The organism is Methanosarcina sp. 2.H.A.1B.4 (genome assembly GCF_000979385.1).
In the GTDB taxonomy this organism is placed as follows: Archaea; Halobacteriota; Methanosarcinia; order Methanosarcinales; family Methanosarcinaceae; genus Methanosarcina.
In genome coordinates this window covers 1-14736 of record NZ_JJOV01000094.1, presented here as the reverse complement: position 1 = coordinate 14736, position 14736 = coordinate 1, and the positions used below count along the sequence as shown (strand labels likewise).

Genomic DNA, 14736 nt, shown 5'->3' with positions numbered 1-14736 from the left:
TTCGGAAGCTGTAAGGACAGAAACATTAAAATCATTTCAGGTTTATTGAGGACTCAGGTGAAAATTATATGACTTCAGAATTACCTCCTCAAATCCAGAACCAGATAGCACAGCTTCAGCAGGTCCAGCAGCAAGTTCAGGCTCTGACCATGCAGAAATCTCAGATTGAAGCTATGCAGAAAGAGTCCAAAATGGCTCTTGACGAATTAGAACGACTGGCTGACGATGCGGTTATCTACCGTAATGTCGGAGAACTGGTAATAAAAACAAGCAAAGAGGAGTCCGTTTCAAAACTTAAAGACAGGGAAGAAACCCTCTCACTCAGGCTTCAATCTATTTCCAGACAGGAAGAAAGGCTCACTACCCGCTTCAAACAGCTTCAGGAGCAGATCCAGCAGGCTCTTGGACCCAGAGCACAATAACCTTTTATTTTTCTTTTGCGTAAATAGAATGCAGGACATAACTATAGCCATAATGGCTATAGTTATAAGGTCTATAGCTCTAACGGCTATAGATAGAAATGGAGATTGTGCCGAAATCCCGGAACTCCGGGAATTTTGATACCTATAAAAAACGGTAGCCAGAGTGGACAATGCAAGTTGATGAAGCGGAGTTTTACAACCGGCTCCTTGACTATCGAAACATTTTATATTTGTGTCATCGGAATGCAGATCCTGATGCTGTTAGCAGTGCTTTTGCCCTTTCTGAGGCACTGGGAGGTACAGTAGGGCTCGTAGACGGTTGCAACCGTGTAGCTACCGTACTGATAGACAGGCTCGGAATAGAGGTAGTGGATAAGCCAGACCCTGCAAATTATGGTTTTGTTGTCGTGGTTGACACTTCGACAAAAGCGCAGCTAAACGATATCGAGCTGACCAGTTACTGCGTAATTGACCACCATACAACCACCGCCCTTACCGAGAATGCAGAATTTTACCTGCACCGGAACACGACCTCGACTGTAGAGATAGTATATGATATTTTGAAAGCAATGGGAGCCCCGATTAACCGAAGGGTAGGAATCGGTATGCTCACAGGAATCGTAACAGACACCGGGCATTTCAAGCACGCATCTGTTGATACTTTCCGAACAGTGGCGAAAATCATTGAGGCTAGCGGAGTTGAATACGGGGAAGTGCTTGACCTGATGGCTGCCACCCCACAGGATATCTCGATGCGCATAGCTATCCTGAAAGCAGCAAGCAGGGTTGAACTCGAGAGGGTAGGAAATATGCTTATAGCTACTTCTCACGTGAGTTCTTTCGGAGGCTCGGCATCTTCCATGCTTATTAACATCGGAGCTGATGTGGCTTTTGTTGGCACTACCAAAGGAGAAAGTGTCAGGGTAAGTGCAAGGGCAAAACGCGATGCTGTAAATGTCGGGGTTAACCTTGGCCAGCTGATGGAAGATATCAGTAATGAATATAATGGCACAGGAGGCGGACATTCAGGAGCTGCTGGAATAGATATAATCGCTAATATGGAAGAAGTGCTGCACAAATGCAGGGAAATGACAAAGAAAATCCTTGAAAATTCCCTTGGAACAACCTCAACAGAGATTTCTGAGGATGAAGTTGAAGTCAATGAAGATGAATAGATAAAAAAAGTGGTTAGAATAACTATAATTGTTCCCAATGCCTGAAAAATATTATTTTTCGGCATATGTTTCCAATTAAGTATATTTTCCCAATTAAGTATATGTATCCAATTAAGTATATTTTCCCAATTCAGTATATTTTCCCAATTCAGTATATTTTCCCAATTCAGTATATTTTTCCAATTCAGTATATTTTTCCAATTCAGCACATTTTTCCAATTCAGCATATTTTTCCAAGTATCTTTTTTAATTTAATCTGAAAAATATATTTTTTTAGATTTGATAACAACAACTATTATTAATATGAGAATCCAACTTAATCTTCACATTATCATATCTACCGGAAGGTCGTATCCGCCCGGAAGTACCTCGATTTTCCGGAATGAAAAACCAGCGTCAACTACCCGCTAAATCTAAAGATTTAACGGGTTTCCTGCTGTGGGTTTATGAAATGAGAGATATCGTCGTTAAAGCATGACCTTAAAGGGGCATGAAATGAAAAATATACGCACGAGAAGGTCGAAAGAGACGCGACCTGAAAATGAAAGGTCTCAATATAAAGAACACAGAGCGTGAAAAAAATGCCAGAATACTGGGATCCTGAAATCGAGACGATGCCTGTAGATGATTTGAAAAAGTTGCAGGAAGAAAAACTGAAAAAACTCGTACATTATGTGTATGAGAACTCTCCATTTTACAGAAAAAGATTTGACGAACACGGCGTTCGCCCGGAAGACATCCGGACTCTCGAAGATATTAGAAAGTTACCTTTTACTTTTAAGCAGGATCTCAGAGATACATACCCTACCGGAATGTTTTGCGTCCCGAACTCAAAGCTCACCCGCTTCCACGCTTCCTCGGGCACAACAGGCAAACCGACGGTAGTCGGGTACACCCGCAAGGATATTGAGGACTGGGCAGAGTCCCTGGCCAGGGCGTTCACATCCGTCGGAGTGGGGAAAGACGACATCCTCCAGGTAAGTTACGGGTACGGACTTTTTACAGGCGGACTCGGTGCCCACTATGGAAGTGAAAAAGTTGGAGCAACCGTCCTCCCTGCAAGTTCGGGAAACACCGAACGCCAGCTTGAACTCATAAAAGACCTTGGTACGACAGCTATAGCCTGCACTCCTTCTTACTTTTTATACATGATTGAAACTGCAAGGAAAGAAGGCATCAGTATCAGGAACGATACAAAATTAAAGAAGGGATTTTTCGGGGCTGAACCCTGGTCTGAGGAACTCAAGAAACGAATCGAAGATGAATCAGGGATTAAAGCCTACGACATCTATGGAACTTCAGAACTCAGCGGCCCCCTCTTTACAGAATGTAAGGAACAGTGCGGCATCCATATCTGGGCAGACCTGTTCCTGGTAGAGATACTGAATCCCGAAACAGGAGAACCTGTTCCTGATGGAGAAACAGGGGAACTCGTAATCACCACCCTTGCAAAAGAAGCAAATCCCCTTATTCGCTACAAGATAAGGGACCTTACCAGAAAACTTTCGGAGCCCTGCAAATGTGGCAGGACCCACCCAAGGATCACACGTATCAGCGGGCGCTCAGACGATATGATTATCGTGCGCGGCATTAATGTATTCCCCGGACAGGTCGAGTCGGTTTTGATGAATATCCCTGAAGTAGGGAACCATTTCATGATTATCGTAGACAGGATAGGACCCCTCGACTCAATGAAGGTCCAGATCGAAATGCATGAGTCTGCCTTCAGCGACCGGATGTCGGACATGATGGCACTCAAAAAGAAAATCGCAGGCGCTTTAAAGAGCGTGCTGAACCTTGCAGTAGAGGTAGAGCTTGTGGAACATGGTTCTCTGCCGCGTTCGGAAGGGAAATCAAAGAAAGTCATCGATAAACGAAAGATCTGAAGTTTGAAATCTGAAAATTAAAAGGTCAAGAAATTTAAAATTCCAGAAAAAGGAATGCCCGGGAAAAACTATAGAGTAATGCTTCCCTCCGGGGATTCCTAATTTCGGTTCCTTTTTTAAGCCCCTCTTTTAAATCCGGAGCGGGTCTTTATACTGTTAAAACAATACATATGTAAACTTAAAATATACACAGAAACTTATATTATATTCAGAGGAAAATATTGAGAAAAGAAGTACGAGATTAAAAGAAGGAACTGAAAAAGAAGGAACTGAAAAAGAAGGAACTGAAAAAGAAGGGACGGAGAATAAAATTAAAGAATCTTAATTAATTCGATAGAAAAAAGAATAAAAGATGTAACAGAATACGGGATAAAAGGTATGGGTGCTGGAATGGAAGACAAAATTATAAAACAAATTTCCCTTTTTGCGGAAAACAAACCTGGCAGACTTGCAAGTGTGGCAAATAAATTGAAAAGCGCCGGCATAAATATAAGGGCATTTACCATTGCCGAGTCCGGAGACTTCGGGATCATTCGCATGGTTGTGGACAGGTCAGACTATGCTCACAGTATACTCCATGATGCCGGGTTCACAGTTTCAGAAACCAGCGTTCTTGGAATCGAAATGGAAGACGTCCCCGGCAGCATGTCCCGGATTGCTGAAGTTTTCGGAGAAGCCAATATCAACCTTGATTATGCCTATGCTTTTGTCACCAGGGAACAGAAAGCCCTTCTTATAGTCCGGGTAAACGAGATTGAAAAGGCGGTAAAAACGCTGGAAGAGAACAATATAAAACTAATCGGCAAGAAGGAACTTGAAAAGATCTGATTTTGATCGTGCACCGGATTTTCCGGGAAGACAACTTTAAAGAAAAAACCAGGAAATAATCCAGAGCCCGACACATTATATTGATGTGCCGGAGCAATCTGGAAGTTCTCTTTTTACAGATTCTTGCCTGAATGGCAATTGATATATAGAAGATTTTGTAGCCAGGAGAGACTTGTATCCGTAAGTATTTATAAGAGATTTTCTGAGCCTCTCCTGTGTAAATAAATATACATACAATAGATATACATCCAATACTCGGAATAGATATACGTCCAATATTCGACAGGTCGATATAAAAAGTAAAACATTTTTCCGGATACTGTTTTTGAAACTATAAGATCTACTTTAAAACTTTTGAGAATGTTTACATATATTCGAGATCTCGGTTCAGAGATCAGTAAGATATCGTGTATGGAATAACAGATATTGGAGATTGGTTCAAAAATATGGCAAAAAACGGCATCGGAAAAATATTCCAAAAATATAAAACACCTGCTGAATGCAGGATACCATTATAAATATAAAAAGAGCAAACAGAAAAAGACTTTTTTGAGAATAAAAAAGGCAATCCATACAACAGTAAACAGGGATTTGACCGACAAAAAAGTAAAGTCAGCCGGTTTGACTAAAATGACAGAGAATAAAAATAGCTTACAGGAAAATACTCAAAACCTTTCAAAGAATAAACTTGGCGGATCTCATACTACAATTATTGGAGGGAGAGCTGGAAAAAAACTCATAAAGCTTGTAAGCCAGCACCCCGAAATAAAAAAAGTAATTCCGTCAGTAATTTCCGTAAAAGGTGTTGCAGGAGGAAAACTGGCTGGAAAAGTCCTGCGTACTGACGCCAGAGGGAACCTGAGGCTATTGCTATCAGAAGGGAGAAGTTTCCAGGAAGTCAGGCTGGTGACAACAGTTGGTACCGCTGATGAAGGGGACAGAATCATGAACGAATTAAATGAGATATTAAAAAATGCCCTCTGAGGCGTTGAGGGAGAGGTTATTGCTTGGCATTCATAGGGGTTGACCACGGAACAACAGCGATGCGTTTTGCACTTATTGAGGATGAAAAGGTTCTGACCTTTGAACTCGGAAGGGCTGAAGCGGCTGCAATGTCAGAAAACGAAATTCTGGAATCCATTGAAAAAGAGTTTGGAATCAAGATTGGAGACATCGACCTGATCGCTCTGACCTATTCTATGGGAGACGGCTTTTCTGCAATCAAGGACGTAAGGAAACTTGAAGGGAGAGGGCTTCAGAGTACCGAAGGTGCAGGAAAAAAGACCGGAGGAGGCACACGAGTATTTGATGCCGTCAGAAACTCCGGAATTCCGGCAATAGCAATTCCTGGCCTTCACGTGGGAAGTAAAGTAGATCCGAGAATGAAGGTCTTTTCCCATCTCACAAGCCCGGAAAAGCTTGGGATTGCATATCATATCCGGTGTCTTGGCTATGAAGACTTTGTAGTTTCCGATATAAGTTCTAACACTGTGACCCTTGCAGTTGCTTCAGGAAAAGTAATTGGTGCAATTGACGCCTGTATTTTTGCTCCGGGAGTTCACCACGGACCTCTGGACCTGCAGGCGATCAGGAACGTTGACGACGGGCGCCAGACAGCAAACCAGGCTTTTATAGAAGCAGGGACCCTGAAGATGACTCCATATAAAGACAGGGAAGAACTGCTCAATGCAGCCGAAAAAGGAGAAAAACCTGCCCTGCTTGCCCTTGATACGATAGCCCTTTTTGCAGCCATGGAAATCGCTTCGATGCAGCTTCTCATGAAAGACTATGGGGTTACCGGAGCAGTCTTTCTGGCAGGCTCGGTCGGGGAAGTAGAGTACGTACAGAAAAAGATCTGCACACACCTGGACCAGGAGTGCCGGAGCCTCGGGAAGTGGCACGCTGCAATCGGCTGTGCCGAGATAGCAAGGGACGTTTCTGCCGGAAAAAAACAGATCCTCGGGGTAGATGTCGATTATCCTTAAAGAGTGGAGAAAGGCTATCCTTAAAGAGAAGAATCAGGTCTTTTCCACAGATTCTTCATACTCGTCTTCATTATATTCTTCGAACTCCGAGGCTTCAAGTTTTCCCTCTTTGACTTCATCATCATAACCACTCATGCGATTTTTGCCCATGAGAATGACATAATCCGCAGAGTTCTTGAGCGCGGTGGAAAATCCGGGCTCAACCCCAAAGATAATGGTCTCTTTCCCATGCTCGTTTGCTTTGTTCAGGAGCGGTTTGAAATCCGCATCTCGGGTCACGATTGCAAGGGTATCGATATTGGGGTTGTAGACCAGTTCCATGCCCTCCACTGCGAGGCGCACATCCACATCACTGGAACAGATGATGGGCTCAAGGCCATGGTTTTCAATAGCCTCGACAAGCTTGTCAGAGGCGTACTGGTTCAGGAAAACACGTCCGATCTTAATATTCCCGTAATCTTTCAGAACGTCCCTTATTTCCTCAAGATTTACATCAAACTCTTTTCTGAGGATATTCGGCCCATCCACCAGAAGTCCTATTTTCCTCCTGCCGACTTCTTTCTTAGTACGGAGGTATCTAGAAATGGAATCAAGTCCGCTTTTTACAGGCTTCATTATTAATGTCCTCTGTGATCCTTACAGTTTTACTCGACCTGCATCTTTTTACTTTTAATGCTCCCGATCATCGGGGAGAATTGATCTGAGGGCAGTAGAGTTTCCAGCAGCCCTCTCATGTCAATCGGTACTGAGATTTTGCTTTAACCTTCGAAAGACCGCAGTTTTAGTGTTCATAGCCATGAGTTTACAACTATGGTTTATCAGGTTTAAAGCTTGATACCCGGCAGTTCGGGTAATAATCTGTTATATCTAAATATTTGCTTTTCTGTAGTAAAACATTTGCATACTTTGACAATTAAAGGTCTTAATTTTGCCTGATCTGAGAGATTGGACTAAAAACCTGATCTGCCCTGGAAAAGGTAAGGTATGAGATATAATTGTATGAGATATAATTAAACCTCTCAAAATTAAACGATCTAACTATAAAACACGATATATATTTTATATAATTATAATTTATCGGAAAAGGGGCCTTTTTTAACTTCCCGAAGGATGTAAGGTGACTCCAGAAGTTCAAAGAGATTTTCAGTTTTTCTTCCCTTCTTCTGCCTGCTATACCGGATTTCTCCTGACTGCCGGAGGAAAACTTCATAGATCCTCATAAACTGCTCGAACTCCGACTCCGTAAGCTCTATTAACCCTTCTCTCCCCGCTAACCAGTCATAGACCTGCAGAAGGACAATTTCTCTTACTCTTTTTAGACCTTCTTCTTCAGGCTCTTCAGGTGCTTTTTCAAAGTAGAGAGTGTTTTTCAGCTTCGGAGACCAGGCTGCAAAAACCCGCCTGAAATTTAAAACCTGTATTGGAACTTTTTCCCCGAGGTCGGGCCTAGTATAATAATACCTGTCCTGAGAAAAAATCTCTCCTTCCAGACTCACCACCTGCCGGTATACCTCGATTTCAGATATTTTTCATGGATTTTCTTCATACGAAAACCCATGTAAAGCCCTACGAAGAGTCCGCTCAGGTGAGCTGTGTGGGCTATCATGTCCGACGAATTGACCATTAGAAAATCAAAAGCAGCAAACAGCAATAAGGCATGCTTTAAACGCATAGGGATAAAATACACATATACCCTTATATTTGGCTCAAGTACGGTAAGGGCTGCAAAAACCCCATAAATCGCTCCGCTAGCCCCAATCATAGGACCAGGGTAAATGTTGAAAATAGGCTGGCTTAAGAAAGTGTACCCTATTGCAGATAGAATTCCTGCAGTGAAAAAGATCCCCAGGAGTTGTTTATTCCCTACCCTTCTCTCGAGTGCAGTCCCGAAGAAATACAGGACGAGCATATTAAAAAAAAGATGCCATAATCCGTTGTGCAGGAAAATGTATGTGACAAGCGTCCATGGCCTTGCCAGTATAGAACCGGGATCAAACTGAAAAGCACTTATATAGAGAGACCCCATGCCCGGAACCATTTCCAGAAAAAAAGAAATTACGCACAGGGCAATAATTGCCATCGATGGGCTTGTAGAAACAGAACTTTTGATTCTGTCGGTTGTTCCGCCTCGAGACTCGTATGGTGTATCACGGTTAAACATGTTCCAGTTACTCTCTATTTTAATCCAGTATAAAAGTATTGAATAAAATCACCTGAATAATAAGGCAAGTTTTAAAAGGCAACTTAGAATGTCTCAAAGTGGATCAGGAAATGTTATTCAGATACAAGATGTTGTCCAAACACAAGAATATTATCCAAACATAAGCTCAGGAACAAATAACAGGTACGTAAATTGATCCATAGCAAGGTTCATAGCCTGAAAAAGCTGCCGTAAGAGAATCTCATACTTTAAGCCGATCCCAAAAATTTATGTTATAAATTTCGAAGTTCTTACATTTGGAATCCTGTACTTTAAATCTCAAATATTGAAAACCCCGATAAGCAAAGTGATTAACTGCAAATTTCAGATAATCAAATTGATTGGTTTTGACCCCCAACTTTGGAAACAAGCAATCTCGAATCTCGAACTTTTTTAATGTAATAATGTAATGGTATGATTCCATGATATTAATAGTATCAGGCTTCCAGAAGCAAGTCCAGAACTATTTTTAAATAAGAATGAGTATTATTTAAATCAAAGAATTTATTGATAAATATTCAAATGTGAGAATCATATTTATTCCTTTCCTGAAAAAAATCATGAAAACGGTTTACAGCGTTTACTGTGTAAATTGGTTTAGGGAACGTACCGATATAAATAAGTTTTGATATTTTCATAAGAAAAAAAAGTATAATAAATATAATTATTATTATGAATATTAGATTAAAGATGGTATGGAATAATTTGAATTTTATTTTTGCGAAATTAGATATTCAAGTAAGAAGAATCTTTAAAATTATTTGTTGCTAGTATGAAAAAAAGAAATAAATAATAACAAATATTAAAATCAATGGAAAAAAATATTGAAGCTCAAGAATATTAAATAAAAAAACCAATATCAGAAGGCATTGAATACTTTTTTTACATTACAGATCTTCTGGCGTTTTATTTGAAAGTGTGCGTCTCTTCATTCCATTTTACCCTACTCGAAATAGGGTGTTACAAATTAGAAAATGTTATATAGATTTGGTACATTTAGACTTTTAATTAGTGTTCATTATCCATCGGTAGCGACCTCTGCTCAAGATTTAGGTCTAAATCGTTGGTAAAAACGGTTTTTTTGAGATATAGGGCGTAAAAAGGGATTTGGAAGAGAGATTAGGCCCTAAAAACGACTTTTACAAGAAAATATTCCCTATAAAAACGTTTTTATTTGAAAAAACGTTGGTAAAGCAATAAATGCTCGAATATAGAGCTAAGAACGTTTTACCAGAGAACGTCATTTAAATGGTTGTAACTTTAAAGCATACGGCAAGATATATAATGTATAATCATTAAGAATGTGCCGTATAATGAATTACAATCGTCTTGGCGAAGTCGACTTTAAACAAATTTAGGAGGTAAAGCTCAGATGAGCAAACTAACTACCGGGAGTTTTTCTATAGAAGATCTGGAATCCGTTCAGATCACTATTAACAACATTGTAGGGGCAGCAAAGGAGGCTGCTGAAGAAGCAAAAGAACTCGGTCCGATGGGTCCGACTCCGTTTCCTGGGATCGCAACTTTAAGGGACTGGAGTTTTACGCTATTCGACCGTTACGAACCAGTGTACACCCCTATGTGTGACCAGTGCTGCTACTGTACCTTTGGACCGTGCAACCTGGAAGGAAACAAGAGAGGTGCCTGTGGTATCGACATGAAAGGACAGGCTGCAAGGGAATTCTTCCTCCGCTGCATCACCGGGTGTGCCTGTCACAGCGCCCACGGCCGTCACCTACTCAACCACATCATCGAGCTCTTTGGGGAAGAAATGCCCATCAACATGGGTGCATCAAACGTCATTGCCCCCAACATCCAGCTTGTTACAGGAAGGCAGCCCAAGACCCTTGGAGACCTCAAACCCATAATGGAATATGTTGAAGAAGAACTGGGCCAGCTGCTTGCAACCATCCACGCAGGCCAGGAAGGAGCAGCAATCGACTACGACAACAAGTCAATGCTTGCAGGTGTTCTGGACCACGTGGGAATGGAAGTTTCCGATATCGCTCAGGTCACAGCCCTTGGTTTCCCGAAGTCCGACCCTGATGCCCCCCTCGTGCAGGTAGGTATGGGAACAATTGACCCCAAGAAGCCCGTTATCATTGCAATCGGGCACAATGTTGCCGGGGTTACCTACATCATGGACTACATGGAAGACAACGACCTGACCGACAAGATGGAAATCGGAGGTCTCTGCTGTACCGCATTCGACATGACCAGGTACAAGAGAGAAGACCGCCAGGCCCCCTATGCAAAGATTGTCGGTTCCCTTGCAAAGGAACTCAAAATCGTCCGTTCCGGAATTCCTGATGTAATCGTCCTTGACGAACAGTGTGTAAGAGCTGACCTCGTCCAGGAAGGCCAGAAACTTAAGATCCCCGTCATTGCATCCAACGACAAGATCATGTACGGCCTACCTGACAGGACTAACGATGATGTTGATGCGATCATCGAGGACATCAAGTCAGGAGCAATCCCGGGTTGTGTGATGCTGGACTATGAGAAGCTCGGAGAGCTCGTACCCAGGATTGCCATGGAAATGGCCCCGATCCGCGATGCCGAAGGCTTAACCGCTATCCCCTCCGACGAAGAAATGAAAGCACTTGTCGGCAAGTGTGTGGAGTGTGGCGAATGTAAGATCGCATGTCCTGAGGAACTGGACATTCCGGAAGCAATGGCAGCAGCCAAGGAAGGGGACCTCAATGCACTTGAAGCCCTGCACGACATCTGTGTTGGATGCCGCAGGTGTGAACAGGTCTGCAATAAGGACATCCCGATACTTGATGTGATCGAGAAAGCCGCCATGAAGGCCATCTCTGAAGAGAAAGGTCTGGTAAGAGCCGGAAGAGGTCAGGTAAGTGACGCAGAAATCAGGGCAGAAGGCCTGAACCTGGTTATGGGTACCACCCCTGGTGTCATCGCAATCATCGGCTGTGCCAACTATCCGGCAGGTTCCAAAGACGTCTACAACATCGCAGAAGAATTCCTCAAGAGGAACTACCTCCTTGTAGTGTCCGGATGTTCAGCAATGGATATTGGTATGTACAAGGATGAGGACGGAAAGACTCTCTATGAGAGGTACCCCGGCAGGTTCGAAAAAGGAAACATCCTTAACACCGGATCCTGTGTTTCGAACTCTCACATCTCAGGTACAGTCCACAAGGTCGCTGCAATATTCGCAGGCAGGAACCTTTCAGGCAACCTGGCAGAAATTGCTGACTACTCCCTGACCCGTGTAGGTGCAGTCGGGCTTGCATGGGGTGCATACTCCCAGAAAGCAGCCGCTATCGGCACCGGGTGCAACATGTATGGTATCCCGGCAGTGCTCGGCCCGCACAGCTCCAAGTACAGGAGAGCCCTGATTGCCAAGAACTACGACGAGTCCAAGTGGAAAGTCTACGACGGTAGGAACGGACAGGAAATGGCAATCCCGCCAGCACCCGAATTCCTTATAACCACCGCAGAGACCTGGCAGGAAACCTGCGTAATACTGGCAAAGAACTGCATCCGCCCGTCCGACAACAACATGGGCAGGTCCATCAAGTTGACCCACTGGATGGAACTCAGCGAGAAGTACCTCGGTGTCATGCCCGAAGACTGGTGGAAGTATGTCAGGCACGAAGCCGACCTCCCGCTCTCCAAGCGTGAAGAGCTCCTCAAGAAGCTCGAAGCCGAGCACGGATGGGAGATCGACTGGAAGAAGAAGAAAATCATTTCCGGCCCGGCAATCAAGTTCGATGTCTCCGCACAGCCAACTAACCTCAAGAGACTTTGCAAGGAGGCCTGAAAATGGTAGACACTACAAAGAACACAAAGCTGTTTACCACCTACGGTGTAAAGACCTCAAAAGCCATCACCACTGAAATTGCAGCCAAGTTGATTTCAAAGGCAAAGAGGCCACTATTCGTAATCGGGACCGCAGGCCTCACCCCCGAAGTCCTGGATCGCGCAGTTAAGATCGCAAAGGCAGCCAACCTGCCCATAGCCGCAACCGGCAGCTCAATGCTTGGATTTGTGGGCAAGGACGTGGATGCCAAGTACATCAACGTGCACCAGCTTGGTTTCTACTTAACGGACCCCAACTGGCCCGGACTCGACGGCAAAGGGAACTATGACACAATCATTACTCTGGGCCACTACAAGTACTACATCAACCAGGTACTGACTGCAACCAAGAATTTTACCAACGTAAAATCAATTTCAATCGACAAAAACTACATCCAGAACGCAACAATGTCCTTTGGGAACCTGAGCAGGGAAGACCACATTGCCGCACTGGACGAGGTAATTGACCTTTTATAAATTTGAATTAGGAGGCAACATATAATGGCAGAAGAATTCCCATTTGAGATCTCCCCAATGTTCGAAGGAGAAAGAGTAAGAAAAGAAGGCATGTTTGTTGAACTCGGAGGCCCGAAGTCCGTCGGTCTGGAACTTGTCCGAGCAGCGCCCATGGATGAAATTGAGGACGACAAAGTAACAATTATCGGTCCCGACCTCAAGCAGCTGGAAGAAGGCAAGACCTATCCCTGGGCAATGATCTTTAACATTGGCGGAGAACTTGTCGAGCCTGACCTCGAATCTGTCGTAGAAAGGCGTGTCCACGACTTCATCAACTACTGCCAGGGCATTATGCACCTGAACCAGAGATATGATGTCTGGATGAGAGTTTCCAAGGACACAGCCGGGAAGATGGACTCCTTTGAGCCCTTCGGAAAAGCTGTAATGATGCTCTTCAAGAGCGAACTGCCCTTTATTGAGAAGATGCAGGTGACCTTCTACACCGACCAGGCCGAAGTCGAGAAGAAACTCGTAGAAGCAAAGGATATCTTCAAGGCAAGAGACGCAAGGACAAAAGACCTGCACGATGAAGATGTGGATGTCTTCTACGGATGCACCCTCTGTCAGTCCTTTGCTCCGACCAACGTCTGTGTGGTTTCCCCGGACAGAGTTTCCCTCTGCGGTGCAATCAACTGGTTCGATGGCCGTGCAGCAGCAAAGGTAGACCCCGAAGGCCCACAGTTCTCAATTGACAAGGGCGAGGTCCTTGATGCCAAGACAGGAGAATACTCCGGAGTTAACGACATTGCCAAGAAGCTTTCCAGCGGCGAATTCGACAAAATCAAACTCCACTCCTTCTTTGACTCCCCGCACACATCCTGTGGCTGCTTCGAAGTAGTTGGGTTCTATATCCCTGAAGTCGATGGTATTGGCTGGGTAGACAGAGAATACCAGGGAATGGCCCCTAACGGTATCGGATTCTCCACAATGGCCGGTCAGACTGGCGGCGGAAAGCAGATCGTTGGTTTCCTCGGTGTAGGTATCAATTACTTCTACTCCCCCAAGTTCATCCAGGCCGATGGCGGATGGAACAGAGTAGTGTGGCTACCTGCCAAATTCAAAGACAAAATCACCGATTCAATCCCTGCTGACATAAAGGACAAGATCGCAACAGAGAACGATGCAACTGACATTCAGTCTCTGAAAGCCTTCCTGCAGGATAAGAGTCACCCGGTTGTTGCCACCTGGGTAGCAGCTGAAGAAGAGGAAGAAGAAGAGGAAGAAGAAGAGGAAGTAGCAGTCGCAGCCGCTCCAATGATGATGCCTGCAGCTGGCTTCCAGATGCCTGCAATGCCAATGATGTCCGGCGGTTCAGGTAGCGGAATAAAGCTGACCTTCAAGAACGCAAAGATCACCATTGACAGGATGATCATCAGCGAGAAGAAGGAAAAGAAATAACTGAGTGACGACAGGCTATTGCCTAAAACAGAAAAACAATCCAAAAGGGGTATGCTGTGACTAAAGTAATTGCAATAACGGGAAAAGGCGGAACTGGTAAAACAGCGGTAGCGGCTCTTCTGATCCGCTACCTTTCCAAAAACGGGAAGTTTACACTGGCAGTTGATGCAGACGCAGATACTAACCTGCCTGAGACCCTTGGCTGTGAAAACGTAAAAACAATCGGGGATGCAAAGGAATTCCTGCAGGCTGAAATCACAAAACCGAGGCCTGATAACCCCGATATGAACAAGGAATCGGTACTCAAAAGTAAAGTATATGAGATCATTGAAGAAATGCCGGGATACGACCTGCTGGTAATGGGCAGGCCCGAAGGTTCAGGCTGCTACTGCTATGTAAACAACCTCCTCCGTGGCATCATGGACAAACTGATCGTGAATTATGATGTAGTTGTCATTGATGCGGAAGCCGGGCTTGAGCATTTCAGCCGGAAAATAATCC

At 44.1% G+C, this 14736-nt stretch carries 14 protein-coding genes; 10 read left to right on the top strand and 4 right to left on the bottom strand.

Annotated features, from left to right (window positions below; all coding sequences use genetic code 11):
* Positions 1-68: 68 nt before the first annotated feature.
* Entirely contained in the window at positions 69-422 is a 354-nt protein-coding gene (locus tag EO92_RS16145; RefSeq protein ID WP_048173221.1) for a prefoldin subunit beta, read from the top strand.
* Between the two features lie 170 nt (positions 423-592).
* Entirely contained in the window at positions 593-1597 is a 1005-nt protein-coding gene (locus EO92_RS16140) for a bifunctional oligoribonuclease/PAP phosphatase NrnA (protein WP_048134600.1), read from the top strand.
* Between the two features lie 111 nt (positions 1598-1708).
* Here the strand turns inward: EO92_RS16140 and EO92_RS18870 are convergent, their stop codons facing one another.
* Positions 1709-1834 (bottom strand): hypothetical protein, encoded by a 126-nt coding sequence (locus EO92_RS18870; RefSeq protein WP_255350357.1) that lies wholly within the window; start codon positions 1832-1834, stop codon positions 1709-1711.
* A gap of 344 nt (positions 1835-2178) precedes the next feature.
* Here EO92_RS18870 and EO92_RS16135 point away from each other — a divergent pair, with 344 nt between their 5' ends.
* From EO92_RS16135 to EO92_RS16120, 4 genes are all read left to right on the top strand, one after another.
* Positions 2179-3483, top strand: a complete 1305-nt coding sequence (locus EO92_RS16135; RefSeq protein WP_048173219.1) for a phenylacetate--CoA ligase family protein — start codon at positions 2179-2181, stop codon at positions 3481-3483.
* 390 nt (positions 3484-3873) lie between these two features.
* Positions 3874-4311, top strand: coding sequence for an ACT domain-containing protein (locus EO92_RS16130; RefSeq protein ID WP_048134675.1), 438 nt, complete (start codon positions 3874-3876; stop codon positions 4309-4311).
* A gap of 630 nt (positions 4312-4941) precedes the next feature.
* Positions 4942-5295, top strand: coding sequence for a DUF2103 domain-containing protein (locus tag EO92_RS16125; protein WP_048134673.1), 354 nt, complete (start codon positions 4942-4944; stop codon positions 5293-5295).
* Positions 5296-5318: 23 nt separating this feature from the next.
* The gene (locus EO92_RS16120; protein WP_048173216.1) at positions 5319-6296 is read left to right on the top strand and encodes a methanogenesis marker 12 protein; all 978 of its coding nucleotides are present in this window, start codon (positions 5319-5321) and stop codon (positions 6294-6296) included.
* Positions 6297-6329: 33 nt separating this feature from the next.
* Here EO92_RS16120 and EO92_RS16115 read toward each other — a convergent pair whose 3' ends face one another.
* The 3 genes from EO92_RS16115 to EO92_RS16105 all read right to left on the bottom strand — a co-directional run bounded on the left by EO92_RS16115 (position 6330) and on the right by EO92_RS16105 (position 8457).
* Entirely contained in the window at positions 6330-6911 is a 582-nt protein-coding gene (locus EO92_RS16115; RefSeq protein WP_048173213.1) for a TIGR00288 family NYN domain-containing protein, read from the bottom strand.
* Between the two features lie 452 nt (positions 6912-7363).
* Positions 7364-7792 carry a hypothetical protein gene (locus tag EO92_RS16110; protein ID WP_235283378.1) on the bottom strand — a complete coding sequence of 143 codons (429 nt, stop codon included), beginning with the start codon at positions 7790-7792 and terminating at the stop codon, positions 7364-7366.
* Positions 7789-8457 carry a rhomboid family intramembrane serine protease gene (locus EO92_RS16105; RefSeq protein ID WP_048173208.1) on the bottom strand — a complete coding sequence of 223 codons (669 nt, stop codon included), beginning with the start codon at positions 8455-8457 and terminating at the stop codon, positions 7789-7791. Before EO92_RS16105 ends, EO92_RS16110 begins: the two co-directional genes overlap by 4 nt.
* Before the next feature lie 1411 nt (positions 8458-9868).
* Between EO92_RS16105 and cdhA the strand changes: the two genes are divergently transcribed.
* The 4 genes from cdhA to EO92_RS16080 all read left to right on the top strand — a co-directional run.
* Entirely contained in the window at positions 9869-12283 is a 2415-nt protein-coding gene (gene cdhA / locus EO92_RS16095) for a CO dehydrogenase/acetyl-CoA synthase complex subunit alpha (protein WP_048173202.1), read from the top strand.
* Positions 12284-12285: 2 nt separating this feature from the next.
* On the top strand, positions 12286-12798 hold the full coding sequence (cdhB, locus tag EO92_RS16090; RefSeq protein WP_048134584.1) for a CO dehydrogenase/acetyl-CoA synthase complex subunit epsilon: 513 nt from the start codon (positions 12286-12288) through the stop codon (positions 12796-12798).
* Positions 12799-12822: 24 nt separating this feature from the next.
* The gene (cdhC, locus tag EO92_RS16085) at positions 12823-14235 is read left to right on the top strand and encodes a CO dehydrogenase/CO-methylating acetyl-CoA synthase complex subunit beta (RefSeq protein WP_048173200.1); all 1413 of its coding nucleotides are present in this window, start codon (positions 12823-12825) and stop codon (positions 14233-14235) included.
* 56 nt (positions 14236-14291) lie between these two features.
* On the top strand, positions 14292-14736 hold a 445-nt coding region (locus tag EO92_RS16080), incomplete at its 3' end, for an AAA family ATPase (RefSeq protein WP_048173197.1).

Coding starts and splice junctions, on each gene's coding strand:
- EO92_RS16145 (WP_048173221.1), top strand. CDS start 69: ATGACTTCAGAATTACCTCCTCAAATCCAGAACCAGATAGCACAGCTT.
- EO92_RS16140 (WP_048134600.1), top strand. CDS start 593: ATGCAAGTTGATGAAGCGGAGTTTTACAACCGGCTCCTTGACTATCGA.
- EO92_RS16135 (WP_048173219.1), top strand. CDS start 2,179: ATGCCAGAATACTGGGATCCTGAAATCGAGACGATGCCTGTAGATGAT.
- EO92_RS16130 (WP_048134675.1), top strand. CDS start 3,874: ATGGAAGACAAAATTATAAAACAAATTTCCCTTTTTGCGGAAAACAAA.
- EO92_RS16125 (WP_048134673.1), top strand. CDS start 4,942: ATGACAGAGAATAAAAATAGCTTACAGGAAAATACTCAAAACCTTTCA.
- EO92_RS16115 (WP_048173213.1), bottom strand. CDS start 6,911: ATGAAGCCTGTAAAAAGCGGACTTGATTCCATTTCTAGATACCTCCGT.
- EO92_RS16105 (WP_048173208.1), bottom strand. CDS start 8,457: ATGTTTAACCGTGATACACCATACGAGTCTCGAGGCGGAACAACCGAC.
- cdhA (WP_048173202.1), top strand. CDS start 9,869: ATGAGCAAACTAACTACCGGGAGTTTTTCTATAGAAGATCTGGAATCC.
- cdhB (WP_048134584.1), top strand. CDS start 12,286: ATGGTAGACACTACAAAGAACACAAAGCTGTTTACCACCTACGGTGTA.
- cdhC (WP_048173200.1), top strand. CDS start 12,823: ATGGCAGAAGAATTCCCATTTGAGATCTCCCCAATGTTCGAAGGAGAA.